The organism is Micromonospora sp. NPDC050397 (assembly GCF_044901685.1).
In the GTDB taxonomy this organism is placed as follows: Bacteria; Actinomycetota; Actinomycetes; order Mycobacteriales; family Micromonosporaceae; genus Micromonospora_G.
In genome coordinates this window covers 659879-685188 of record NZ_JBJDPS010000002.1, presented here as the reverse complement: position 1 = coordinate 685188, position 25310 = coordinate 659879, and the positions used below count along the sequence as shown (strand labels likewise).

The 25310-nt window shown below is 72.1% G+C and carries 22 protein-coding genes; 12 read left to right on the top strand and 10 right to left on the bottom strand.

Annotated features, from left to right (window positions below; all coding sequences use genetic code 11):
* Positions 1-204: 204 nt before the first annotated feature.
* Positions 205-1170, top strand: a complete 966-nt coding sequence (locus ACI2K4_RS09235; RefSeq protein WP_404509943.1) for a carbohydrate ABC transporter permease — start codon at positions 205-207, stop codon at positions 1168-1170.
* 23 nt (positions 1171-1193) lie between these two features.
* Entirely contained in the window at positions 1194-2078 is an 885-nt protein-coding gene (locus ACI2K4_RS09230) for a carbohydrate ABC transporter permease (protein WP_404509941.1), read from the top strand.
* 118 nt (positions 2079-2196) lie between these two features.
* Here the strand turns inward: ACI2K4_RS09230 and ACI2K4_RS09225 are convergent, their stop codons facing one another.
* Positions 2197-3039 carry a PmoA family protein gene (locus ACI2K4_RS09225; protein WP_404509939.1) on the bottom strand — a complete coding sequence of 281 codons (843 nt, stop codon included), beginning with the start codon at positions 3037-3039 and terminating at the stop codon, positions 2197-2199.
* Between the two features lie 261 nt (positions 3040-3300).
* Between ACI2K4_RS09225 and ACI2K4_RS09220 the strand changes: the two genes are divergently transcribed.
* From ACI2K4_RS09220 to ACI2K4_RS09200, 5 genes are all read left to right on the top strand, one after another.
* Positions 3301-4335, top strand: a complete 1035-nt coding sequence (locus ACI2K4_RS09220; protein WP_404509937.1) for a LacI family DNA-binding transcriptional regulator — start codon at positions 3301-3303, stop codon at positions 4333-4335.
* A gap of 88 nt (positions 4336-4423) precedes the next feature.
* Positions 4424-4825: an L-rhamnose mutarotase gene (locus ACI2K4_RS09215; protein WP_404509935.1), complete on the top strand. Its 402-nt coding sequence runs from the start codon at positions 4424-4426 to the stop codon at positions 4823-4825.
* Positions 4822-5997, top strand: coding sequence for an L-rhamnose isomerase (rhaI, locus tag ACI2K4_RS09210; protein ID WP_404509933.1), 1176 nt, complete (start codon positions 4822-4824; stop codon positions 5995-5997). Before ACI2K4_RS09215 ends, rhaI begins: the two co-directional genes overlap by 4 nt.
* Before the next feature lie 56 nt (positions 5998-6053).
* Positions 6054-8093 carry a bifunctional aldolase/short-chain dehydrogenase gene (locus tag ACI2K4_RS09205; RefSeq protein WP_404509932.1) on the top strand — a complete coding sequence of 680 codons (2040 nt, stop codon included), beginning with the start codon at positions 6054-6056 and terminating at the stop codon, positions 8091-8093.
* 36 nt (positions 8094-8129) lie between these two features.
* Positions 8130-9620, top strand: a complete 1491-nt coding sequence (locus tag ACI2K4_RS09200; RefSeq protein ID WP_404509931.1) for a rhamnulokinase family protein — start codon at positions 8130-8132, stop codon at positions 9618-9620.
* 119 nt (positions 9621-9739) lie between these two features.
* On the opposite strand, the gene ACI2K4_RS09195 is transcribed toward ACI2K4_RS09200, so the two are convergent.
* From ACI2K4_RS09195 to ACI2K4_RS09175, 5 genes are all read right to left on the bottom strand, one after another.
* Positions 9740-10081, bottom strand: a complete 342-nt coding sequence (locus tag ACI2K4_RS09195; protein WP_404509930.1) for a winged helix-turn-helix domain-containing protein — start codon at positions 10079-10081, stop codon at positions 9740-9742.
* A complete protein-coding gene (locus ACI2K4_RS09190) occupies positions 10078-10566 on the bottom strand; it encodes a hypothetical protein (RefSeq protein ID WP_404509928.1) in 489 nt (162 codons plus the stop codon). The genes ACI2K4_RS09195 and ACI2K4_RS09190 overlap by 4 nt, the downstream gene beginning before the upstream one ends.
* Before the next feature lie 128 nt (positions 10567-10694).
* Positions 10695-11615 (bottom strand): hypothetical protein, encoded by a 921-nt coding sequence (locus ACI2K4_RS09185; RefSeq protein ID WP_404509926.1) that lies wholly within the window; start codon positions 11613-11615, stop codon positions 10695-10697.
* A 59-nt stretch (positions 11616-11674) separates the two neighbouring features.
* Positions 11675-12091 carry a hypothetical protein gene (locus ACI2K4_RS09180; protein WP_404509924.1) on the bottom strand — a complete coding sequence of 139 codons (417 nt, stop codon included), beginning with the start codon at positions 12089-12091 and terminating at the stop codon, positions 11675-11677.
* A 174-nt stretch (positions 12092-12265) separates the two neighbouring features.
* Complete coding sequence (locus tag ACI2K4_RS09175) at positions 12266-15259, bottom strand: BTAD domain-containing putative transcriptional regulator (protein WP_404509922.1); 2994 nt, start codon at positions 15257-15259, stop codon at positions 12266-12268.
* Between the two features lie 547 nt (positions 15260-15806).
* Here ACI2K4_RS09175 and ACI2K4_RS09170 point away from each other — a divergent pair.
* The 4 genes from ACI2K4_RS09170 (at position 15807) to ACI2K4_RS09155 (ending at position 18809) form a co-directional block, all read left to right on the top strand.
* Positions 15807-17117 (top strand): DUF1996 domain-containing protein, encoded by a 1311-nt coding sequence (locus ACI2K4_RS09170; protein WP_404509920.1) that lies wholly within the window; start codon positions 15807-15809, stop codon positions 17115-17117.
* 112 nt (positions 17118-17229) lie between these two features.
* Positions 17230-17844 (top strand): DUF305 domain-containing protein, encoded by a 615-nt coding sequence (locus ACI2K4_RS09165; protein WP_404509918.1) that lies wholly within the window; start codon positions 17230-17232, stop codon positions 17842-17844.
* Between the two features lie 22 nt (positions 17845-17866).
* Positions 17867-18259 (top strand): hypothetical protein, encoded by a 393-nt coding sequence (locus ACI2K4_RS09160; RefSeq protein ID WP_404509917.1) that lies wholly within the window; start codon positions 17867-17869, stop codon positions 18257-18259.
* Positions 18260-18269: 10 nt separating this feature from the next.
* A complete protein-coding gene (locus ACI2K4_RS09155) occupies positions 18270-18809 on the top strand; it encodes an RBBP9/YdeN family alpha/beta hydrolase (RefSeq protein ID WP_404509916.1) in 540 nt (179 codons plus the stop codon).
* 133 nt (positions 18810-18942) lie between these two features.
* Here the strand turns inward: ACI2K4_RS09155 and ACI2K4_RS09150 are convergent, their stop codons facing one another.
* Both ACI2K4_RS09150 and ACI2K4_RS09145 read right to left on the bottom strand, forming a co-directional pair.
* Positions 18943-20157, bottom strand: coding sequence for a zinc-dependent alcohol dehydrogenase (locus ACI2K4_RS09150; protein ID WP_404509915.1), 1215 nt, complete (start codon positions 20155-20157; stop codon positions 18943-18945).
* A gap of 250 nt (positions 20158-20407) precedes the next feature.
* The gene (locus tag ACI2K4_RS09145) at positions 20408-21709 is read right to left on the bottom strand and encodes an ABC transporter substrate-binding protein (protein WP_404509914.1); all 1302 of its coding nucleotides are present in this window, start codon (positions 21707-21709) and stop codon (positions 20408-20410) included.
* A gap of 224 nt (positions 21710-21933) precedes the next feature.
* Here ACI2K4_RS09145 and ACI2K4_RS09140 point away from each other — a divergent pair, with 224 nt between their 5' ends.
* Positions 21934-23145 carry a Gfo/Idh/MocA family protein gene (locus tag ACI2K4_RS09140; RefSeq protein WP_404509913.1) on the top strand — a complete coding sequence of 404 codons (1212 nt, stop codon included), beginning with the start codon at positions 21934-21936 and terminating at the stop codon, positions 23143-23145.
* A gap of 149 nt (positions 23146-23294) precedes the next feature.
* Here the strand turns inward: ACI2K4_RS09140 and ACI2K4_RS09135 are convergent, their stop codons facing one another.
* Entirely contained in the window at positions 23295-24422 is a 1128-nt protein-coding gene (locus ACI2K4_RS09135) for a glycosyltransferase (RefSeq protein ID WP_404509912.1), read from the bottom strand.
* 170 nt (positions 24423-24592) lie between these two features.
* Positions 24593-25177 (bottom strand): hypothetical protein, encoded by a 585-nt coding sequence (locus tag ACI2K4_RS09130; protein ID WP_404509911.1) that lies wholly within the window; start codon positions 25175-25177, stop codon positions 24593-24595.
* Positions 25178-25310: the final 133 nt, after the last annotated feature.

Genomic DNA, 25310 nt, shown 5'->3' with positions numbered 1-25310 from the left:
CTCCGTACCCTGAATGAAACGGTTCAGACATTTCTCACGCCGACCCGCGAGAACGCGCGAATGTTTCACGGCCGTGTCCATTTCGTTGACAGGACCCCGCACCGCCGGTACCTTCGCCGTCATTGAATGGTTTCACGCGCGCCGCAACGGGAGTGCGCCGTCCCTGGCGGCGCAGGCGTCACGAGCCGATCGGATTGCCACGCCATGACGACTGAGACACTTCGCCGGCCGCCGCCCGGCCCGGCCGACCCGGCGTCCGGCCGGGGCCGGAACCGCCCGCGCTACCGGCGCCACCGGCCGGGGATCGCGTACCTCTTCCTCTCCCCCTGGGTGCTCGGCGCGCTGCTGCTCACCCTGGGCCCGATGCTCGCCTCGCTCTACCTCTCGTTCACCGACTACGACCTGTTCACCACCCCGAACTGGGTCGGTCTGGAGAACTACCGGAAGCTTTTCACCGACGACGCCCGGTTCCTCGCCTCGGCCAAGGTCACCGCGACCTACGTGCTGATCTCCGTACCGCTGAAGCTGGCCGCCGCCCTCGCGGTGGCGATGCTGCTCAACAACGCCCGGCGCGGGCAGGGTTTCTACCGGTCGGCCTTCTACGCGCCGTCGCTGCTGGGGACCGGGGTGGCGATCGCGCTGGCCTGGCGGGCGCTGTTCACCGACGACGGCGTGGTCGACGCGCTCACCGGCAAGGTCGGCTGGGACACCGGCGGCTGGATCAACGAGCCCGACTACGCGATCTACGTCCTGATCATCCTGGCGATCTGGCAGTTCGGCGCCCCGATGGTGATCTTCCTGGCCGGTCTGAAGCAGGTCCCGCAGGAGTTGTACGACGCCGCGGCGGTCGACGGCTCGGGACGATGGCGGACGTTCCGCTCGGTCACCCTGCCGATGCTCTCGCCGATCATCCTGTTCAACCTGGTGCTGGAGACCATCCACGCGTTCCAGGCGTTCACCCCGGCGTTCATCGTCAGCGGCGGCCGGGGCGGGCCGAGCAACTCCACCCTCTTCTACACCCTCTACCTCTACGAGCGCGGGTTCTCCCAGTTCCGGATGGGCTACGCGTCCGCCATGGCCTGGATCCTGCTGCTCACGGTGGCCGCGATCACGGCGCTCTTCTTCGGCACCTCGCGCCGCTGGGTCTTCTACGCCGGGGAGGACAAGTGACTGCCACCCACCGGGGAGGAAGCATGACCAGTCAGACGGCAACCGCCACGACCCGGACGCCGGACGCCACGACCGGGCGGCGTCTGCGCGGGCTGGGCTGGCACGTGCTGATCATCGCCATGCTGTTGCTGCTGCTCTACCCGGTCGCGTGGCTGCTCACCGCGTCGGTCAAGCCGACCGACGAGATTCTGTCCAGTCTCGACCTGCTGCCGAGCCGGTTCGTCCCGGAGAACTACGGCACCGCGCTGGACGGGGTGGCCGGAATCAGCGTGTGGCGGTTCTTCGGCAACTCGGTGATCGTGGCGGTCGGCGCCGTACTCGGCAACCTGATCTCCTGCTCGCTGGCCGCGTACGCGTTCGCCCGGCTGCGGTTCCGGCTGCGCGGTCCACTGTTCGCGCTCACCCTGCTGACCATCATGCTGCCCTACCACGTGGTGCTGATCCCGCAGTACACGATCTTCCAGAAGCTCGACCTGGTCGGTACGTTCGTCCCGCTGATCCTGCCGAAGCTGCTCGCCACCGACGCGTTCTTCATCTTCCTGATGGTGCAGTTCATCCGGGGGCTGCCCCGGGAGCTGGACGACGCGGCCGAGATCGACGGCTGCGGACCGGTGCTGACCTTCCGGTACGTCATCCTGCCGCTGCTGAAGCCGGCCCTGGTCACCACCACGATCTTCACGTTCATCTGGACCTGGAACGACTTCTTCAGTCACTTGGTCTACCTGAACGACCCGGAGACGTACACCCTGCCGTTGGCGCTGCGGCTGTTCATCGACCAGACCAGTGAGTCCGCCTTCGGCCCGATGTTCGCCATGTCGGTGCTGAGCATCGTGCCGGTGATCCTGTTCTTCCTCGCCTTCCAGCGTTACCTGGTGGAGGGGATCGCCACCTCCGGTCTGAAGGGCTGAAGGGCAGAAGGGCTGAAGGGCCGACCGGCACCGGTCCCTGGTCGCGGTGGTGCCGACCGCGACCGGGGACCGGTGCTCCGGCCGCCGCCGCGAGCGGACGGCCCGGACCGGGAGCGGTTCAGCGCAGGCCGTCGAGTTGGTCGCGGGTGAGGGCGCCGTCGGCGACGGCGACCCGGTGCCGTCGGCTGATCCGCTCTCCGGCCGGGATGGTGAGCGTCCGCCGGTAGGCCAGCGCCACGCAGACACCCGGGTACTGCCCGGCCCGCGCGAACCAGTGGTCTCCCGCGCCCAGACCGGAGAAGACCAGGGTGTACGGGGCAGCGTCGGCGGTCTGTCCGACCAGCGCCAGCCACGGGTCGGCGCTGCCGTTGACCTGCTCCTCGCCGTCGCCGTTGGCGGTGAGCACGTCGACCTGGCCCAGTGCCGCCCGCCAGAAGAAACCGCCGTAGCCGGCACCGTCCGGGCGCCCGTTGGTGGCCGGGCTGCCCAGCGTCACGTCCAGGTCGGCCGGGGCGGTCAGGGTGTAGGCGAAGTCGAGCAGCCAGGCGTCGTCGCGGCCGGCAATGGCACCGGCGGAGACCGTACGGTCCTCGGTGACCAGCGTCCGGCCGTCCCGGTCGAGCCAGCGCAGCCGCTGCCCGAAGCCGTTGTCGGCCTGCCGTCCCCAGCTCTCCGGCTCGGTCCGCCCGTGGTCGTCGAGCCAGGTGTAGCCCTGGTCGCGTACGTAGGTGCGCCCGCCCCAGAGGTTGTAACCGTTGACGTCCTGCACGCCGATGGAGACGCCCAGGTGGTGCGGGTGGTCCTCGGGCAGGATGTCGGTGACGGTCACCCCGCCGAGGGTGCGTACCGGGTGCAGGTACGGCCGGGGCGACAGGCGCGGGTCGAGGTCCGGTTCGGGGACGTACTCGGCGACGGTCTCGCCGCGTACGCGCAGCCGGGTCGCGGTGGTTTCGTGGCTCATCTGTCCGCCTCTCGTGGTCGGTCACCCGGATGGGTCCGATCAGACGTACGTAGGAAAGCGCTTGCCCCCGATCGGCGCCACCCTACCCGGACCAGTGTCCGCGCTGCTGCCGGTAGGGTCAGCGCCACGACACGCGACGACCGGACGCCGGACGGCCCGACGACGCGCCACCGGTGAACACGGGGCCCGGTCCTGGCAGGGCTATTCTTGACACGTTTCAGTCGGCGCGCGCCAGCGGCGACCAGGGAAAAGGAGTCGACGGTGGCGGGACCAGCCGTGAGCATCCGCGACGTGGCCACCCGCGCGGGTGTGTCGGTCGGCACGGTTTCCAACGTGCTCAACCGGCCCGACATCGTCGCGGCGACCACCCGTACCCGCGTACTCGCCGCGATCAGCGAGCTGGGCTTCGTGCCGAACGACGCGGCCCGCCAGCTCCGCCGGGGCCGGGGCCGCACGCTCGGACTGGTGGTGCTGGACGTGGCGAACCCGTTCTTCACCGACGTGGCCAAGGGCGTCGAGGAGGCCACCGGCGCGGCCGGGATGGCGGTCATCTTCTGCAACAGCGACGGCGACCCGGTGCGCGAGAGCGCCTACCTGGACCTGCTGGAGGAGCAGCGGGTGCAGGGCGTGCTGATCACGCCGGTCGACGACAACAACGAGCGGTTGGTACGGCTGCGCGACCGGGGCGTACTGGTGGTCCTGCTGGACCGGCGCTCGACCCGGCCGGACGTCTGCTCGGTCTCGGTGGACGACCGGCTCGGCGGCGAGCTGGCCGCCCGGCACCTGGTCGAGACCGGACACCGGCAGATCGCGTTCGTCGGCGGCCCGTGGCGGTTGGAGCAGGTCCGGGACCGCTACGCCGGGGCCCGGGACGCGCTGCGCGAGGCCGGGTTACAGGAGGACCAGCTCCGCCGGTTCGACACCCCGAGCCCGACGGTGGCCGCCGGTCGGGACGCCGCCGCCCGGATCCTCGGCCAGCCCCGCTCGGCTCGGGCCACCGCGGTCTTCTGCGCCAACGACCTGCTCGCCCTCGGGGTGTTGCAGGAGTTGACCCGGCAGCAGGTCCGGGTGCCGGAGGAGATCGCCCTGGTCGGCTACGACGACATCGAGTTCGCCGCCGCGGCGGCGGTGCCGCTCTCCTCGGTCCGCCAGCCCCGCCAGCGCCTCGGCCGTACCGCCGCCGCGCTGATGTTGGAGGAGTCGAACGACCCCACCGTCCACCAGCACCAACAGGTGATCTTCGAACCGGAGCTGGTGGTCCGGGAGTCGAGTCGCTACACCCGTCGGGAGAGCTGAGCGACAGCTTCGTTCCTTGACATCCCCGCGCCGTCGCTCGTAGTTTGGGAGCGGGATTTTTGAAACGGTTCACAACTAAGGGGGCCCGGTGCGGAGAGTCTGCTTCGTCCTACGGGTGAGACCCGATCGGCTGACCGAGTACCGTGCCCGGCACGCCGCCGTCTGGCCGGAGATGCTGGCCGCACTCCGCGCCGCCGGCTGGCACGACTACTCACTCCACCTGCACACCGACGGTCTGCTCGTCGGGCACTTCCGCACCGACGACCTGGCCGCGTCGCTGGCCGCGATGGAACGTACCGAGGTCAACGCGCGGTGGCAGGCGGAGATGGCCCCGTTCTTCGAGGGACTCGACGGGCGGCGCCCGGACGAGGGCTTCACCGTCCTCGAGGAGATCTTCAACCTCGACGCGCAGCTCGACGCACTCGACGCCGCCGACGCCATCGACCCCGCGTCCGAGCACGCGTCCGCTACCCCACAGGAGCAATCGTGACCGCCACCGCAGCCTCACCGGAGGTCCGGGCCGCCCTGCGCGGCCAGCGCATCGAGGTGCCCTCCTGGGCGTACGGCAACTCCGGCACCCGGTTCAAGGTCTTCGGCCAGCCCGGCGTGCCCCGTACGCCACACGAGAAGATCGCCGACGCCGCGCAGGTGCACGCGTACACCGGGATCGCGCCGATCGTCTCGCTGCACATCCCCTGGGACCGGGTGGACGACTACGCCGAGCTGGCCGCCTACGCCGCCGACCTCGGGGTACGGATCGGCGCGATCAACGCCAACGTGTTCCAGGACGACGACTACCGGCTCGGCAGCGTCACCAACCCCGACCCGGCGATCCGCCGCAAGGCGTTGGGCCACCTGCTCGAGTGTGTGGACATCATGGACGCCACCGGCTCACGTGACCTGAAGCTCTGGTTCTCCGACGGCACCAACTACCCCGGCCAGGACGACATCCGGTCCCGGCAGGACCGGCTCGCCGAGGCGCTCGCCGCGACCTACCAACGGCTCGGCGCGGACCAGCGGATCCTGCTGGAGTACAAGCTCTTCGAGCCGGCGTTCTACGTCACCGACGTGCCCGACTGGGGCACCGCGTACGCGCACTGCCTCAAGCTGGGCGAGCGGGCCCAGGTGGTGATCGACACCGGGCACCACGCCCCCGGCACGAACATCGAGTTCATCGTGGCGTTCCTGCTGCGCGAGGGGCGGCTCGGCGCGTTCGACTTCAACTCCCGCTTCTACGCCGACGACGACCTGATGGTCGGTGCCGCCGACCCGTTCCAGCTTTTCCGGATCATGCACGAGATCGTCCGGGCCGACGCGCTGCGGCCCGGGTCGGGCGTGAACTTCATGCTCGACCAGTGCCACAACATCGAGCCGAAGATCCCCGGCCAGATCCGTTCGGTGCTCAACGTGCAGGAGGCGACCGCGAAGGCGCTGCTGGTCGACGCCGACGCGCTCGCCGCCGCGCAGGCCGCCGGGGACGTACTCGGCGCCAACGCGGTGCTGATGGACGCGTACGACACCGACGTCCGGCCGCTGCTCCGGGAGATCCGCGCCGAGCAGGGCCTCGACCCGGACCCGATGGCCGCGTACGCCCGCTCCGGTCACGCCGCGAAGATCGCCGCCGAGCGGGTCGGCGGGCAGCAGGCCGGCTGGGGGGCCTGACCCCGGTGGGCGCGACCTTGGACAACGTCACCTACGAGGGGAAACCGAGCACAGCGATGGGTACGCATCCGGAGGTGACCGCGCTGCTCGCGCGCAGTCACCGGATCGGCGCCGACCGGCGCAACACCAACTACGGCGGCGGCAACGTCTCGGTCAAGGCCAGCGCCGACGACCCGGTCACCGGCGCACCGGTCGAACTGATGTGGGTCAAGGGCTCCGGCGGCGACATCGGCACGCTGACCGAGGCCGGGCTCGCGGTGCTGCGCCTGGACCGGCTCCGGGGGCTGGTCGACGTCTACCCTGGGGTCGACCGCGAGGACGAGATGGTCGGCGCGTTCGACTACTGCCTGCACGGCAGGGGCGGGGCCGCCCCGTCGATCGACACCGCCATGCACGCCCTGGTCGACGCCGCGCACGTGGACCACCTGCACCCGGACGCCGGCATCGCGCTGGCGACCGCCGCCGACGGCGAGGAGCTGACCCGCCGCTGCTTCGGCGACCGGGTGCTCTGGGTGCCGTGGCGCCGCCCCGGCTTCCAGCTCGGTCTGGACATCGCCACCCTGGCCAGGGAGAACCCGCAGGCGATCGGGGTGATCCTCGGCGGGCACGGGATCACCGCCTGGGGCGCGACCAGCGAGGAGTGCGAGGCCCGCTCGCTGGAGATCATCGCGACCGCCGAGCGGTTCCTCGCCGAGCACGGGCGACCCGAGCCGTTCGGTCCGGTCCGGCCCGGCTACCAGGCGCTGCCGGCCGACCGGCGACGGGCGCGGGCCGCCGCCCTGGCCCCGGTGGTCCGGGGACTGGCGAGCACCGACGCCCGCCAGGTCGGGCACTTCACCGACGACGACGCGGTGCTGGACTTCCTGGCCCGCGCCGAACACCCCCGGCTCGCCGCGCTCGGCACCTCCTGCCCGGACCACTTCCTGCGGACGAAGGTCCGGCCGCTGGTGCTGGACCTGCCGGCCGACGCGCCGCTGGACGACGCGGTGGCCCGGCTGCGGGAGCTGCACCAGGCGTACCGCGAGGACTACCGCGCCTACTACGACCGGTACGCCACCCCGGACTCCCCCGCGATCCGGGGCGCCGACCCGGCGATCGTGCTGGTGCCCGGGGTCGGCATGTTCAGCTTCGGCAAGGACAAGCAGACCGCCCGGGTGGCCGCCGAGTACTACCTCAACGCGGTCAACGTGATGCGCGGCGCCGAGGCGGTGTCGACGTACGCGCCGATCGACGAGGCGGAGAAGTTCCGGATCGAGTACTGGCTGCTCGAAGAGGCAAAGCTGCGACGGCTGCCCAGGCCGAAGCCGCTCGCCGGTCGGGTCGCGCTGGTCACCGGCGGCGGTTCCGGCATCGGCGCCGCGATCGCCCGCCGGCTCGGCGGCGAGGGTGCGGCCGTGGTCGTCGCCGACCGGGACGCCGACGCCGCCGCCCGGATCGCCGCCGGGATCGGCGACCCCGACCGGGCGGTCCCGGTGACCGTCGACGTCACCGACGGCGCCGCGATCGAGGCCGCGTTCGCCGCGGCGGCGCTCGCCTTCGGCGGGGTCGACCTGGTCGTCAACAACGCCGGCCTGTCGGTGTCGAAGTCGCTGCTGGAGACGACCGAGGCCGACTGGGACCTGCAACACGACGTGATGGCCAAGGGGTCGTTCCTGGTCTCCCGGGCCGCCGCCAGGATGATGGTCGACCAGGGCGCCGGTGGCGACATCGTCTACGTCGTCAGCAAGAACGCGGTCTTCGCCGGCCCGAACAACGTCGCGTACGGCTCCGCCAAGGCCGACCAGGCGCACCAGGTCCGGCTGCTCGCCGCCGAACTGGGCGGGTACGGCATCCGGGTCAACGGGGTGAACCCGGACGGCGTGGTCCGGGGTTCGGGCATCTTCGCCGGCGGCTGGGGCGCCAAGCGCGCCGCCGTGTACGGCGTACCCGAGGAGGAACTGGGCGCGTACTACGCCCAGCGGACCCTGCTCAAGCGGGAGGTGCTGCCCGAGCACGTGGCGAACGCGGTCTTCGCGCTCACCGGGGGCGACCTGTCGCACACCACCGGGCTGCACGTACCCGTCGACGCCGGCGTGGCCGCCGCCTTCCTGCGCTGAGCCGGTGACCATGGGTGCGACGACGGGCGGTCGGCGATGAACGGCCGGACACCGAGGTCGGCGGCGGTCGCCGCGGTCGACCTCGGCGCCTCCAGCGGGCGGGTGATGCTCGCCGAGGTGGACCGGGACCGGATCACGCTCACCGAGGCGCACCGGTTCGACAACGGACCGGTGCGCCTGCCCGACGCGCTCTACTGGGACGCGCTGCGGCTGCACGCCGAGACGCTGACCGGGCTGCGGGCCGCCCTGGCCCGCCGCCCGGACCTGGCCAGCATCGGGATCGACTCCTGGGCGGTCGACTACGGGCTGCTGGACGCGGGCGGGGCGCTGCTGGGCAACCCGGTGCACTACCGGGACCGGCGTACCGACGGGGTGCCGGACCGGGTCGTCGCCGCGCTCGGCGCGCAGCGGCTCTACCAGCTCACCGGGTTGCAACTGCTGCCGTTCAACACCCTGTTCCAGCTCACCGCAGCGCTCGACACGCCCGCGCTGGCGGCGGCCGACCGGATGCTGCTCGTGCCGGACCTGCTGGCGTACTGGCTGACCGGGGTGGCCGGCAGTGAGGTCACCAACGCCTCCACCACCCAGTTGTTGGACGTACGGACCCGCGAGTGGTCGACCGAGCTGATCGGACAGGCCGGGCTGCCGGCGCGGATCTTCGGCCCGCTGCGCCGGCCCGGGGACGCCGCCGGAGAACTGCTGCCCGAGATCGGTACGGCGGTCGGCGCGACCTGGCCGGTGCCGGTGACCGCCGTCGGCTCGCACGACACCGCCTCGGCGGTGGTGGCGGTGCCGGCCGAGCACGACCGGTTCGCGTACATCTCCTGCGGCACCTGGTCCCTGGTCGGGCTGGAGCTGACCGCACCGGTGCTCACCGCCGACAGCCGGCGGGCGAACTTCAGCAACGAGGCCGGGGTCGACGGGACGATCCGCTACCTGCGCAACGTGATGGGCCTCTGGCTGCTCCAGGAGTCGTTGCGGACCTGGCGGGCCGGTGGGCTGGGCACGGAACTGTCCGAACTGCTGGCCGAGGCCGCCCGTCGACCGGGACTGGCCGCCGTGGTGGACCCCGACGACCCGGAGTTCCTGCCGCCGGGTGACATGCCGGCCCGGTTGGCGCGGGCGTGCGTACGGCTGGGGCAGCCGGCGCCGGACGACCCGGCGGCGATGGTCCGGTGCATCGTGGACAGCCTGGCGCTGGCCCACCGGGCGGCGGTCCGGCAGGCCCAGGAGCTGTCCGGACGCGAGGTCGAGGTGGTGCACGTCGTCGGCGGCGGCGCCCGCAACGAACTGCTCTGCCAGCTCACCGCCGACGCCTGCGGGCTGCCGGTGGTCGCCGGTCCGGTCGAGGCGACCGCGTTGGGCAACGCCCTGGTGCAGGCGCGGGCGCTCGGCGTGCTCGGCGGCGGGCTGGCCGAGCTGCGGGGACTGTCCCGTCGCGACGGCGGGCTGCGGACGTACCGCCCGACCCCCGGCTCGGCGGCGGCCTGGCGGGCGGCGGCGGCCCGGATCGGCCGGCCGGAATAGGTCTCCCGCGGGTGGGGTGCCCGCGGGTCCGGAAGGGGGTGCCGTGTCTCGTGCGGTGGCACGGCACCCCGCCCGGTCGGTCCTGACGCCGCAGGCGACCGGGCGGTGCCGGCGGACGGTCAGAGGTCCTGCGCCTCGGCTCGGCCGAGGATCCGCCGGAGGGCGGCCACGTGCGACCGCAGCGCGGCGCGGCCCTCGGGGGTGAGCGACAACCAGGTACGCGGACGGCGGCCGACGTGGCCCTTGCGGATGGTGAGGTATCCGGCCGACTCCAGCGCGGCGGCCTGCTTCGACAGAACCGAGTCACTGATCTCGGCGGCGTCCCGTACGGTGCCGAACTCCATTTCCTCGGCGGCGGCGAGACTCGCCATGATCGCCAGCCGGGTGGTGGTGTGAATGGCGGGATTCGGCGCGACGGTTGAAGGCGGCGGGGTCGGACCGGACGCGGACTCGGACGTCACCACCGCCCCTGCCCGATCCCCTCGGCGTAGCGGGTGGCCAGCCGCCTGGCCCCTAGCAGGATGACCACAACGAAGAGCACGCCGTAGGCGAGCCCCGCGAGGGTGAACGGCAGGGGTGTGCCGGCGTCGCGCAGGGCCAGCCCGAGCAGGGTCGCCGCCGAGAAGCCGACCAGGTGGGCCGCGACGGCGAGAACAACGCCGTAGCGGCCGAACGCGCGTGGCGACGGTCTGGCCCGCCATTCGGCTCGGGTGTAGAGGGTCCAGACGAGCACGATCAGCATCGGCAGTGGGAACCGGATGATCGCGCCGACGCCCCACAGCCCCGCCGGTATGTCGAAGGACGCGCCGAGCAGGGCGGCCAGCAGGCAGGTGACGGCGACGTAGCGGCGGGGACGCCTCGGCCCGACGGCCTCCGCCCCGCGCCGCAGGCCGTGCCGCACACCCCGCAGCATCGAGGCCGCCTCGTCCCGGTCGATCTCTCGCATCGGTCCTCCCATCATGTTTCCATGTGGAAAGTACCTGCCGGGTGGCAACCGCACAACCGGCTCCGTGGATACCGCCGTGTCCCCGGGTCCGCCGGCCCCCCAGCCGGCCGGTCCCCGGGGACAGGCCGCTACCGACGCGAGCGGTCGGCCAGCCTGTCGATCGCGGCGGCCAGTTCGGCGAGTTCGACCTCGTGGCGGGTCAGCACCGCACGGGTGGAGGTCAGGGCCTGCTCGACGTACTTCTCGGCGTACCCGGACCGGCGGGCGCAGCGGTTCGCCGCCACCGCCAGCGCGACCTCGCCCGGGGTCGGGGTGTAGGTGCGGGACGGGACCGCGGGCAGCACCTCCACCGTGCCCCGGGCCTCCTTCGGCGTCGGCGGCCCGGCACCGGACCAGGTCCCCGTCGGCAGCCCCACGCCGTAGGCGCGCAGGTGTCGTTCGTCGCCCTGGTGGGTGAAACCGGCCTGGTCCAGGCAGTCGAGCACGGGCGCGGCGATCATCCGGTACGCCTCGGCGTCCGCACCGCTGGTGCTCTCCGCCCGGACCTCCGCATTCACGTCCCGCATCAGGTCGTACGCGCGCCCGCGCAGGTCGGTGAAGCGAGGGCCGATCCGGTCGGCGGCCTGCTCGGTGCAGCGGGCGAAGGCGCGGTCGAAACCGGCGTGGTAGCTCATCACGCGCGGGGCGCGGGCCGGCTCGTCCTGACCGAAGCCGAGTCGACGCGCGTCCGCCTCACTGACCGTGGCAAAACCGGGCGCGGTGACGTTCAGCTCGACCAGCCCCCGCTCCGGCGCCACCTGACCAACCTGCGCCAACTGCGGAAAGCCCCGCTCGGCCATGCAGGTGGCGCGTACGGACGCCTCCTGCCGTTCGAGCCGGACCAGGATGTCGGACCGGAACACCTCGACCGCGATCCGGTCGGATGCCACCGTCAGGTAGCGGCCGGACGGCGCCTGGGGTTCGGCCGGGTCGTCCGAGGTGGAGGAACAGCCCGCGACGACCAGCGCGATGCCGACCATGGTCAGGACCACCGGAAGACGCTTCTGCATCGGAGTCTCCTTTCGGCCGGGAGGGTGGGGCGGCACCCCGGCCGCCCCACCCCGTACGGTCAGCCGCACTCGTGCCGGTCGTTACGGTCGGCCGTGTTGGTGAGCCAACGCTTCACCCCGTCGTTCGGGATGTAGTCCCACTGCCACTGCCCGTTGATGTCGAGCGCCCCGACCCGGATGCGGCAGCCGGTGTCACGGTTGCGGACGTACCAGGCGTGGTCCTGGAGCGGGATGCCGGAGATGACGTTGTTGCCGGCCCCGTAGTCCATGAAGTTGTTGCCGCCGTGGTCGCCGTAGTAGTAGAAGTGCTTCTGGTAGCGGTCCTCGCTGTTCCAGTAGAAGCAGATCTCCCCCGATACACAGTTGGACGTCCCGTCGCCGTTGTCGGCGCTGGCGGCGCCGGCCGGCAGGACGGCGAGCAGGGTGGCCGCCACGCTGGTGGCGAACACCGTGGCGAGTGCCTTCATTCGGTTCATCTCTCCCCCTCCGAGTGCTGATGAACCGGAATCTATCGATGCGCGAGGACACGAACCCGTACCTCGACCGGCACCGGGGTACGGCGCTGAGCAGGCCGGATGCACACGACCGGCAGCGGAGCGGCAGATCTCGCGCAGGGGCCGCCACCGGTCCGACCCCGGTGCCCTTCGGGGTCACGGAGCCGGGTCGGCGATCCGGGCGCGAAGGGGTGCCGCGTCGGGGTGCCCCATCTCCTGGAGGATGTCGAGGGCGGCCCGCCACGCGCCGTGGGCCGCTTCCCGGTCACCGAGGTCGAGCCACGTCTCGCCGAGACTGCGCAGGGTGTCCGACTTGCCGTACTGGTCGTTGACGCTCTGGTAGAGCACGAGCGAACGCTGGTAGCAGGCGACGGCCGAGACGTTGTCGCCGAGCGCCCGGTGCGCGTACCCGATGCTGTCCCAGGTGTTCGCCTGTCCACTCTCGTCGCCGGTCTCCTGCTGGATCGCGAGTGCCTGCCGGCACTGTTCGAGGGCGATGTGGTGCTGGCCCAACCGGGCGTTGTACCAACCACTGGCGTTGAGCGCGCTGGCCTCGCCGGCACGGTTCCCGGCCGAGCGGAACAGGTCGAGTGCCCGCCGGGTGTGCGGCAGCGCCTGTTCGTAACGGTTCTCACGGGCGTACGTCCGGCCGATGCCACGCTCGGTGTTCGCCTCGCCGGCCCGGTCGCCGAGCTGCTGGAACAGGGCGAGTGCCCGCCGCAGTTGGGTGTGCGCCTCGTCGGTCCGGTTCAGCCGCAGGTAGACCAGCCCCAGGAGGCGGTGGGCGTGCGCCTGGCCGAGATCGTTGTGGTTGGCGGTGGCGTCGACGGCGGCCTGCTGGGCCTGCGCCCAGTCCTGCCAGTACCCCCTCCGGTTGAGGAACATGCTGATGGTCCAGGCGATCTGCCAGGCGTGGGTGTGCCGGCCGACGCTGGCCGCGAGGTCGATCACGCGGAGCAGGACCACGCGTTCGGCGTCGAACCAGGCGAGCGCGGCGGCCGGCTCGGTGAACGACTCGACACCGACGTCGCCGTCGGGCGGGAGCGGTGTGATGGCGTCGAGGCGGCTGTAGAGCAGCCGGTCGGCGCCGTGCGCGCTGTGCAGGTAGTGGTCGAGTACGCGACGCAGGGCGGCGTCCCGGTCGGTGGGCGACTCGTCCGTGTCGGCCAGTTCGCCCGCGTACGAGCGCAGCAGGTCGTGCAGGGTGTACCGGCCAGGACCGTCGACGGTGACGAGGTGGGCCCGTAGGAGTTCGTTCAGGAGCACCCGGGTCTGGCCGCCGGGGTGCCCGATCAGGCTGGCCGCCGCCGAGGCGGTGATGCTCGGCCCCGGGTGCAGCCCGAGGTGGCGGAACAGCCGCGCGGCGCCAGCGCTGAGGGTCCGGTACGACCAGAAGAAGACCGCCCGCAGATCGGTGGCCGGGTCGCCGCTGGCGAACGCCCCGAGGTCACCGGTGCGGCTCATCCCCGCCACGACCTCACCGAGCGGTCGCTCGGGATGCGTGACGGCCAGGGCCGCGGTGATCGCCAGGGCCAGCGGTAGCCGGGCGCACCAGCCGATGAGTTGGTTGACCGCCGCCGGTTCGGTGCTGCCCCGGTCGTTGTCGAGCCGGTCGGCGAGGAACTCCCTGGCCTCGTCGAGGCTGAACAGGTCCAGCGGTACGGGTCGCGCGTGGTCGGTGGCGATCAGGCCGACCAGGCTGTCCCGGCTGCTGATCAGGGCCATGCTGCCGACGGCGGTGGGCAGCAGCGGCCGGACCTGGCCGGCGTCCCGGGCGTTGTCCAGCACGACCAGCAGGCGCCGGTCGGCGATCAGGCTGCGGTACAGGCCCTGCTGGGCCGGGTAGCTCGCCGGCAGGTGATCCGGCCGGACACCGAGCGCCTCCAGGAAGGCCCGGGTCACCACCGCCGGGTCCAGCGCGGCACCGGCCGGGTCGTACCCGCGCAGGTTGACGTAGAGCTGACCGTCCGGGAACCGGTGTGCCGAGCGGCGGGCCCAGTGGACGGCGAGCGTTGTCTTGCCGACCCCGGCCGTGCCGTGGATGACGGCCACCGTCGCCGCCCGCGCCTCGCTCGCGGCGAGCTTGTCGAGGTAGGCCACCTCCGCCGCGCGGCCGATGAAGGTCGACGCCCGCGCCGGCAGTTGCGCCGGCACCACGGGTGTGGGCGTCGCCGGTTCCCGCTCCTGGTCCTCCCGGAGCGCGTGGTCGAGGGCGGCCGCCAGTTCGGCACCCGGGTACAGGCCCAACGACTCGTCCAGTCGTACCCGGATCCGGTGGAAGGTCTCGACCGCGGCGGCCCGGCGGCCCGACCCGACGAGGGCCTGGATGAACCGGGCGTGCAGCGGCTCGTGCAGCGGCTCGATCTCGACCAGGGCGCCCAGCCGCTCGGCCACCGCGGCGTGTTCACCGTCGTTGCCGGCGAGGTCGGCGTAGCGCAGGGCGGCGTCGAGCCGACGCCGGTGCAGCGCGACGGCGGCCGGGTGCTGGCCGAGGTGGTCGGGTAGGTCGGCGCAGACGGCGCCGCGCCAGCAGTCCAACGCCCGCGCCAACGAGTCACTGTCCGGGCCGGCACCGTCCCGGTCCGGGTGGCCGTCGAGGAGTTCGACGAAGCGGAGGACGTCCAGGTGCCGGGCGGTGGCGGACAGGCGGTAACCGCCAGCCGTGCCCTCGACGCGCGGGCTGTCCGGGTCCGCCGGCCAGAGCCGGCGCAGCCGAGCGGCGTACGTGTGCAGCAGGTTCTGCCAGGTGGCCGGTGGTTTGTCCGGCCACAGGGTGTCGGCGATCTCGTCCCGGCTGACGTCCTGCCCCGGCTGGATCGCGAGCAGCGCGAGCATGCAGCGCAGTTTTGTCGCCGTCGGGGTGACCGGCCAGCCGTCGCGGCTGACCCGCAGCGGTCCGAGCACGGCGACGTACGGTGACGCGGCCGGGGTGTCCGCTCCGCCGCTGCCCGGCTGGCCGTCGTCCGCGATGAGCCCCAGGGTCGCGCGCAGCAACTCGACGGAGGTTCGGCGGATCGCGTCGAGCTGATCGTGTTCGACCTTACGCACCGTCCGGATGCTCAGCCCGGCCCGCCGCGCGAGTTCCTCCTGGGTCCAGCCCAGGTCCTCCCGTCGTCGCCGGAAAAGCTGTCCCAGGGACGTGTTACGCATAGACCAGCCCCCCACCGGCCGGCGCCACCGGCTCCGCTCGCCACATCGATGCCGATCCCGCTCCATTCTGCCTGGTCACTGGCGGTAAGCGTTGCCGGTGTCGATACCGGCCGCGGTCCATCGTGGCTCGCTACCTTTTGCCTGCCGACCATCCGCGCCCCGGGGGCGGGGCGCGACAGGGGCGCCGAGGCACGGGCAGCGGCGGGGGAATCGGGGGCGCCGCTGCCCGTGCCGGCGCATGGTCGCGGAGGCGGCCGACGCACTTCGATCACGCGGGAGATTCGTCCGCGAGCAGGCGCCGTTCCGGAACCGCCCCAAAGCATTGACTCTGGGCGATAGAAGAGTCAAAGTGGTGCCAGAGAGCGCTCTCACTACACAGATCGACATTCGTCCGTAACCCGTTCGACACAGGTTCCGGTGCGCCCGCCCGACGCCCGTCCCGGCCCCGCCTCGACCGCGGGAGCAGGGCGCCACCGGACCCCACCACGGACGTTGCACCGGTGGCGACTCCCCCGCCGCTCTCCGCCCCACGCCCCGAAGGAGCCCCATGCAACCGGTCGCACCACCGACAGCCCGTTCCCGACCACCACGTCAACGGCTACGCCTCGCCGCCCTCGGCACCGCGCTCGTCGCACTGCTCGGCACGTACCTGGCGATCGGCGCCGGCCCGGCCGCCGCCGCCGAGATCACGCTCTCCCAGGGCCGCCCCGCCACGGCGTCCTCGGTCGAGGGCGCGTACGCCGCCTCCGCCGCCGTCGACGGCAACGCCGGCACCCGGTGGTCCAGCGCGTTCAGCGACCCTCAGTGGATCCAGGTCGACCTCGGCTCAGCCCGCCCGATCAGCCGGGTGGCGCTGAACTGGGAAGCCGCGTACGCCAGCGACTTCCGGATCCAGACCTCGACCGACGCCACGAACTGGACCACCATCCACACCACGGTCAACGGCACCGGCGGCAGCAAGAGCATCACGGTCGCCGGCAACGGACGGTACGTACGCCTGCACTCGACCAAGCGCGCCACCGCGTACGGGGTGTCGCTCTGGGAGTTCCAGGTCTTCGGCGACGACGGTGGGGCACCGCCCCCGCCTCCGCCCGGCGGCCCGATCGTCCGGGTGGCCGAGTTCCCGGCCGACTGTCCGTTCAGCCACCGGCTGCCGGACGACCCGATCATCTACCCCCGCCTGGCCGGGGCGTCGCACATGCACAGCTTCTTCGGCAACACCTCGACCAACGCGAACTCGGACTACACCAGCCTGGCCAACGCGTCGAGCAACTGCAACCCGGCGATCGACCTGTCGTCGTACTGGGTGCCGACGCTGTACAACAACAACGTGCCGGTTGAGCCGACCATCGCCACCTTCTACTACCTCGGCGAGGGCGTACGCGCCGACGTGGTGGCGCAGACCCAACCGATGCCGCTCGGCCTGAAGATCGTCGCCGGTAACGCCCGCGCCACCGGCGGTGACGACAGCATCGCCCGCTGGTCCTGCCTGCACGCCGGACACATCCCACCCGGCAAGGACTTCGTCAACTGTCCGGCCGGCACCCAGATGGAGTCGTACCTGGACTTCCCGCAGTGCTGGAACGGCCGTGACCTGGACTCGCCCGACCACAAGAGCCACATGGCCTACCCGGTCAACCAGGGCTGTCCGTCCACCCACCCGGTGCACGTGCCGAAGCTGCGCCAGGTGCTGCGCTACCCGGTGAACGGCAACCCGGCCAACTTCCGGCTGGCGTCCGGCCCTGGTTACACCATGCACGGCGACTTCTTCAACGCCTGGCCGGCGGCGGAGATGGAGCGGCGGGTGCGCGACTGCATCCGGCCGGTCATCAAGTGCAACCACGACGGCCGCTACTGACCCCTTCCGCATCGCCGAGGCACTGCACGATGATCATTGCGTGACGGCGGGACCCGGTCAGCCGGGTCCCGCCCGGGTTCGTACCCGGTCGCCGGGAACCAGGGAGGGCACGATGACATCCACGGTACGAGGCGCGGCGGCGCTCGTCCTGCTCGCCGTACTCGTCAGCGGTTGTGGTGCCGGCGACGACCCGGCGGCCGGCGGCGGCGGGGGCGCCCCGGCGACCTCGGCCGCCCCGAGCGCCACGATCGGCCCGGCCGGCGAGTCCGGCGCGTTCAACCCGACGGACCTGGCCTGGACCCAACTCATGATCGCACTGGACCAGAAGACCCTGCTGCTGACCGACCTGACCCCGAAACAGACCTCCGACCCCGGCGTACGCGACCTGGCCGACCAGGTCGGTACGGGTCACCGGGGCGAGCTGACCGGGCTGCGGGACCTGCTCCGGCAGGCCGGGGTGGCGGAGAGCAACGAGCACGAGGGGCACGACATGCCGGGCATGGTGACCGCCGACGACCTGCGCGCCCTCAGCGCCGCCACCGGTCCCGCCTTCGACCAGCTCTTTGTCACCAACATGCGGGACCACCTGGAGCAGACGCTGCAACTCGCCCGCGCGGTGGAGCGTTCCGGGAGCGAGCCGCACATCCGGACCCTGGCCACCGAGATCCAGCGGACCCGGACCGCACAGCTCGACCAACTCGCCAAACTCGAACCGCAGGGCCGTTGATCCCTGGGCGCACACTGCGGCGGTGAGCTTTCTCGACGGACCGAGCCGACCGGCGCGACCCCGCCCACCGATCCAGGTCGTCGCCGCGGTGGTGCTGCTCAGCGTGACCACCCTGGTCGTGACCCTGGTCGAGTCGGTCGACCGGTTCGCCGCGGGCGAGCCGGAGGCCGTGCTCGAAGAGGTTCCCCGGCTGGCCCTGACCATGCTGTACGCGTACGCGCTCTGGCGCGGCGGTCGGGTGGTCCGGTGGTTCCTCATGGTGCTCGTCGCCATCTCGTTGAGCGCCATGCTCCCCGTCGTCGACGCGCCGGCCGAGGTCGTACTGGTGCTGGCCATCCTCACCGTACTGGTGCTGCTGCTCGTCGCACCGGACACCTGGCGCTCGGGACAGCCGGAGGATCGGTCGCAGCGGTAACCTCGGCGACATGCCGAGCGTGTTGCTGGTGCCGGGGCGTGGGATCGCCAGGTCCGAGCACTGGCAGGAGCGATGGTCGAGAGAGTTGCCGGACTGCCGGTGGGTTCCCCGACCGGGCCGGTACTTCGACATCGTGACCCGGGTGGCGGCACTGCACCAGGCGATCGCCGCCGAGCCCGAGCCACCGGTGCTCGTGGCGCACAGCGGCGGCTGCGTCACGGTGGCCCAGTGGGCGGCCGAGCACCGGTTGCCGGTGCACGCGGCGCTGCTGGTCGCCCCGCCCTACCTCGATCCCGGGTGGACTCCGGGACCGGACGACCCACCGGAGGAACGGTTCCCGGCAGTCGTGCACACGGGACGCCTGCCGTTCCGCACCGTGGTGGTGGCGAGCCGGACCGACCCCTGGGCGACGTACGAGCAGTCGGTGTCGTACGCCTCGGGCTGGGGCGCCGTGCTGGTGGACGCGGGCGATGCCGGGCACATCAACACGGCCGCCGGGTACGGCCCCTGGCCGGTGGGCGTACGCCTCCTGGCCGACCTGCTCCGATAGCGCCCCGGACCAGTCCACCGACGCCCGGACCAGTCCACCGGCATCGGGACCAGTCCACCAGGACCCGGGCCAGTCCACCGGCATCGGGACCGGGTCGCCATGAGGCCGAGCCACAGGTGGTGGGTCGCGGGACTCACGCGGCGGGGTCGATGGCCACCTTCAGCCAGCCGGGCTCCCGCCGGTCGAACTCCCGGTACGCGCCGACGATGTCGCTCATCGCCTCTTCCTCGGTGACCAGCCCGGTCGGGTCGACCGTGCCGTTGCCGATCATCTCCACCAGTTGCGGCAGGTAGTGCCGGTGGTTGGCGTTTCCGGCCTTGATGGTGAGGTTCTTGTTCATCGCGATGCCGGTCGGGAACGAGGTCATCGTCGGCGGGTAGACGCCGAGGATGCCGAGCGTGCCGGCCTTGGCCAGCGAGTCGACCGCCCAGCGCAGCGCCTGACCGGGCGCGTTGCCCGGCACCCAGTTGCCGTCCTGCGGCGCCGGGTGCGGGGAGATGTCGGTCTGCTCCCGGCTGATCAGGTCGGCCTGCTGGTCGGCCCTGACCCCGGCCGGTCCCTGGCTCGGCCGCTGGGCGTCGACACCGACCGCGTCGATCGCGCGGTCCACCCCGATGCCGCCGGTCAGCTCGTCGATCACCGAGACCGGGTCCTCGACGCTGAAGTCGATCACCTCGGCGTGCTGGCCCCTGGCCGTGGCGAGCCGGTCCGGTAGCTGGTCGATCGCGATCACCCGGCCGGCGCCCTGTAGCTGCGCGGCGAGGATGGCGAGCTGTCCGACCGGCCCACAGCCGAAGACCGCCACCGTGTCACCGGCGGAGACGTCGGCGATCCGGGCGCCGAACCAGGCGGTCGGGAAGATGTCCGACAGCAGGATCGCCTCGTCGTCGGAGACGTCGTCGGGGAGCGCGACCAGCCCGTTGCTCGCGTACGGGATGCGGGCGTACTCGGCCTGGAGTCCGGCGAAGCCACCGGTGCTCGCCGGGCCCCCGTAGTAGGCGGTGCCGGCACGACGCCCACCGGGGTTGGCGTTGTCGCACTGGGCCTGATATCCGGCGCGGCAGTAGGAACAGAACCCGCAGGAGATGGTGGACGAGATCACCACCCGGTCGCCGGGCGAGAAGTTCCGCACCGCGCTGCCGACCTGGACCACCTCTCCGACGCCCTCGTGGCCGATGATGGCGCCCTCCTCCAGTCCGGGCACGGTTCCCCGGGCGAAGTGCAGGTCGGTGCCGCAGATGGCGCTTCTGGTGACCCGGACGATCGCATCGGTCGGTTCCTCGATCCGGGGATCCGGAACCTCTTCCAACCGGATATCGCCAACACCGTGCCAGACCGTCGCCCTCATCTCCGCCCCTCTCCCCAGATCACAACCCCCCGCCGCCTACCCACCGAACCTCCCCCAAAAACCGCCCCCCGCCCCCCCGCCCCCGCCACGCCCCGCCGCCCCCGCCACGCGCCGATCCAGGGGAAATCGACCTCGTAGGAGATCAAACAGTGCTGATCTGCCCTAGATCGGCGAGGTGGAGGGGCGGCGGGGGCGGGGGGCACGGGTGGCGGGGGGCGCGGGTGGCGGGGGGTGGTTTTGCGGGGTGGGGTCAGCCGAGTTGGGACTTGGCTTCCGAGATCAGGCGCTTGGCGCCCTCCTGGGCGCTGATCCGACCGAAGATGACCTCGTCGTAGACCCGCTGGAACTCGGCCTTCACCGCACCGCCGCCCTTGGGCTGGGCCGGCGGGGTCGGCAGCAACTGGCCGGCGACCGAACTCTCGAACTCGTAGACGAGCTTGTCGTTCGCGGCCAGGGTCGGCGCGAGGGCGTCCCGGACCTTGGCGTTCGCCGGCATGCCCCGGGAGACGGCGAGGACCTTGCCGGCCGCCTCGTCGTTGATCAGGAAGTCGATCAACATGGCGGCCTGCTTCGGGTGTTCACTGCGCTCGGCCACGCTGTACGCCATGGCCATCGAGGCGATCATGCCGCGCTTGTCGGTGTCGCTGGGCATCGGCCCGATCGCCAGCGGGGCCCCGTACGCGGAGATCATCGGGCTGAAGCTGGAGTCGTAGTTGACCTCCGCCGTCACCCCCTTCTTGATCAGTGAGGAGTTCTGCACCGAACCGTCCATCTGGGTGGTCAGTTCGGCCGGGGCGAGCGCGCCCGCCGTACGGAACTGGCCGGTCATGGTCCAGAACTGGGCCAGGTCGGCCTCCTCGAAGCCGAGCTTGCCGTCGTCGGTGTAGATCTTCTTGCCGCGCTGCTGGAGCCAGATGTCGAACCAGTCGATGGCGAAGCCGAAGTCACCGAAACCGGCGACCTTGCCCCCACCGGCCGCCTTCAGCTTCTGGCCCGCGGCGAGCAGGTCGTTCCAGGTCCAGGTCAGGCTCGGCGGAGTCACGCCGGCGGCGCTCCACAGTGCCGGGTCGTAGATGACGCCCTGGGTGTTCTGCGCGATCGGGATCGCGTACGTGGCGTCGCCGACCTTGCCCGCCGGCAGCAGCGTGGGGGTCAGGTCGCCGACCTTCAACGTACCGTCCCTGACGTACTTCTCCAGGTCCAGCAGGGCGTTGCGGTCGGCGTACTCACGCAGGTAGGCGCGGTCCATCTGGACCACGTCGGGGGCGTCGCCGCCGGCGATCTGGGTGGAGAGCTTCTGGAAGTACGCGTCGAAGGCGCCGAACGAGGTCTGCACCTTGATGTCCGGGTACTTGGCCTCGAACAGGTCGATCGCCTCCTCGGTGACCTTCGCCCGGGCGTCGTTGCCCCACCAGGTGAACTGGAGGGTGACCGGCCCGTCCTCGGCCTCGTCGCCGCCACCGCCGCAGCCGGCCAGCGGCAGGGCGATCAGCGCCGACACGGCAACCGCGGCGGCTCGCACCAGTCGGTGTGTCCGGCGGGTTCTCAACATAGGGGTTTCTCCTTCGCTGGGGGCGCGTGGAGCACGGAGGTAAGCGCTTGCCCGGCACGGGCGACGTGGCTTTATGAAACGGTTTAACTAAACCGGACGCTAGGACCGGTCCACCCTCTTGTCAAGGGATGATTACCAGGTCGCGTCGCCTCTGTTACCTGGACGACGGACGAGCGCGAGGAGGCGGGTTGAATCGTTACACCGCCGTCGGTAGCCTCGCCGGCATGTCCGAGCCCACACCCGCGACGGTGGCCCTCGTCGGCGCGACCGGTTACGGCGTCCAGCACCGGCGCGCCATCGACGCCCTGCGGGACGCCGGACGGGTCCGGCTGGTCGCCGTCTGCGACACCCGGCCACTCTCCGAAGAGGAGGTCGGGCCGGGCGTTGCCGTACACACCGACCACCGCGCGATGCTCGCCGCCGCCCGCCCGGACGTCGTCGTGGTCAGCACACCGCCCCACACCCACCTGCCGATCGCGCTCGACGCGCTGGCCGCCGGTGCCGACCTGCTGCTGGAGAAGCCCCCGGTGAGCAGTCTCGCCGACCACGACCGGCTGGCCCACGCGGTGCACGACGCCGGTCGGGTCTGCCAGGTCGGCTTCCAGGCCCAGGGCTCGCACGCGCTCGCCACACTCCGGGAGGCGATCGGGTCCGGGCGGCTCGGGCAGGTCACCGGCGTCGCCGCCGCCGGCACCTGGATCCGTGACGACGCCTACTACGCCCGCTCCCCCTGGGCCGGCCGGCGCTTGGTCGAGGGGCGACCCGTGGTCGACGGCGCCCTGGTCAATCCGTTCGCGCACACCCTGATGCTCGGTCTCGACCTGGTCCGCGCGGCAGCACCCGGCGCGGTGCCGGTCCGACTCACGCTGGAGCGCTACCGCACCCGCGAGATCGAGGTCGAGGACACCGCATGCCTGCGGGTGGAGTTCACCGCCGGTCCACCGCTGCTGGTCGCGGTCACGCTCAGCGCCGGGCGGTTCCGCGAGGGCGACATGCTCGTGCACGGCACCGCCGGCTCGGCCGTACTGGAATACCCGACCGACCGGTTGCTCCTCACCACAATCGACGACCCGGACCGGGTTGCCGGGGGTCGTCCGGCCGCCGTGCCCGGCGCGGCGGTTCAGGCGCCCCGCGCCGAACGCACCGGTCTGCTGGCGAACCTGCTCGACCACCGGCGGGACCCGTCGGGTGTCGCCCTGCTCGCCCCGCTCGACGCCACCCGGGACTTCACGGCGCTGGTGGAGGCGATCCTCGCCGCACCGGCGCCGACACCGGTCCCGGCCCAACACCGCCGGGCGAGCGGCAGCGGCGGCAGCCGGGCCTGGGTGATCGACGGCGTCGACGCGGCGATCGCCACCGCCGCGACCACCATGACCACGTACGCCGAACTCGGCCTGCCGTGGGCCGCCGCACCGCACGAGGGCACCCTGGCCTGATCGTCGCAGCTCCCGTCGCGGCTCCCGCCGGATCAGCCTGATCCTCGCGGCTGCCGCCCGGCTCGACCGGGCCACCGGGCCACCGGGCTCCCCAAGCCGGGTGTGGGAGAGCCCGGCGAGCGCGTCAGGCCAGTTCCGCCATGGGCGCGTCAGGTCAGTTCCGCCACGAGCGCCTCGGCCACCTCGGCGGGCGAGGACATCGCCGCGATCTGCCCCGCGATCTTCTCCGCGTTGTCCCGGTAGGAGGGCTCCGCGAGCACCTTCCGCACCGTCGCGACGACCGCCTCCGGGCTGGCCTCCCCGGGCAGCAGTTGGGCGGCGGCACCGGCCGTGACCGCGCGCTCGGCCTGGATGAACTGGTCCGCGCCCTGCGGCAACAACACCAGCGGGATCCCACCGGCCAGGGCGGCCAGCGTGGTGCCGGCCCCACCGTGCCCCACGACCAGGTCGATGTCGCGCAGCAGTTCGCTCAACGGCACGAACGGCTCGAAGTTGACCCTCGCCAGGTCGACGTCGAAGTCCTCGGGCGCGGCGGTGAGTCCGAGGGTGGCCCGCAGCCCGGCGCCGGTCGCCGAGAGCCCGCGCAGGATCGGGCCGAGTACCACCGGATTGGTGAAGAGCGTCCCGAAGGTGACCAGGATCCGAGGCTGCGCCGCCAGCGGGGCGACCGTCGGGGCCGGCGTACCCTCCGGTGCCCGGTGGGCCTCGGGGCGCAACGACATCCAACCGGCGGGGGTCACCCAACCGTCACGCTGCAACCCGGACGGACAGATGTCCAGAACGAACCGGTAGGGACGACGGGTCAGCCCACGGGCCTGGTAACGCTCGTCCAGTTTGGGCGCCGCGAGCGCGGTGAAGTCCGGCGTGTCCGGGCCGAGGGTCACCAGGGCGGCCGGTACGTCGAGGACCGCCGCGACCAGTGGCGCGACCATGTCGTACTGGTCGTGCACGATCAGGTCCGGCTGCCAGGCCCGCGCGGTGGCCAACAGCTCGTCGGCCGACAGGTCGGGCCGTACCCCGGCGAACGCCTCGGCCTCGATCTCCGGCGTCAGTCCGGTCATCGGGTCCACCCCGGTACGCTGGGCCAGCTCGACCACCATGGCCGGGATGTCCGAGCCGGCCGCCAGGACCTCGATTCCCTCGGCGGCGAGGACGGGGACCATGGACTCCGGGACCACGACGGCGACACCGTGTCCCTGGGCCTGGAACGCACGGGCCAGCGGCAACTGCGGCAGCAGGTGACCCAGCCCGGGGACTCCGGTAAAGAGGATTCGCATGGCTCGACCGTAGGTCGTCTTGCCGCGCCGACCACTGTCATCCGGGAAAGTGTGCCCGCGCCCACAAGGTCGGACGGGCCCGTTCCCACACGGTCGGACGGGCCCGCGCACCCGGCCGGAAGCGGGTCCTCGGCGGACCGGCCCCGGCTCCGTCCGGGCACCCGCACGGGTCAGTTCGCCGCGACGACGACCAGCGCCACCCCGACCACGACGTCGACCACCGCGCAGAACTCCGACCAGGAGCGGTTCACCACCCGGTCCACCGCGAAGTGGTAGGCGTCCCAGGCGGCGTGCGCCAGGAATCCGACCGCGGCGACCAGGATGCCCAGCCGGGGCGCGACCGCCGCGCAGAGCAGCGTGAGCGTGCCGAAACCGATCAGCCCGGCGGTCTGGACCGAGAACGTGGCCCGGTCGGTGAACCGGCGCCGGGCCACCGCCCACAACCAGAGCGGCACCAGCAGCACCGTCATGCCGACCGCAGCGTCGGCGCCGGGCACCGCCAGGGCGCGCAACACCGGGAACACCGAGACCACCGCGCTCAGCGCGACGAAGGCGAGCCACGCCGTCCACGGTCGGCCGATCGCGTACGCGACCAGGTAGATCCCGGCCATCGTGGCGATCGCGGGACCGAAGATCCTTGCCTCCTGGTCGCTGCGGGCCATCACGGTGAGCGCACCGGCGACGGGGACAACCGCCAGTGCCGTCGGCCACCGATCGGTCAGTCGCGCCGCCCGCGCGGATGTCGTACCCGTCATGGCGTCGATCGTGCCCCCGGCGGACCCGGCCGGGCCGGGCCGCCGACCGGTCCTGTCCGGAATCCTGCGTGCCGGTGCCGGAATCCTGCTGTCCGCCCGGGGCAAGGTGCCGGAACCACGCCGGAACCACGCC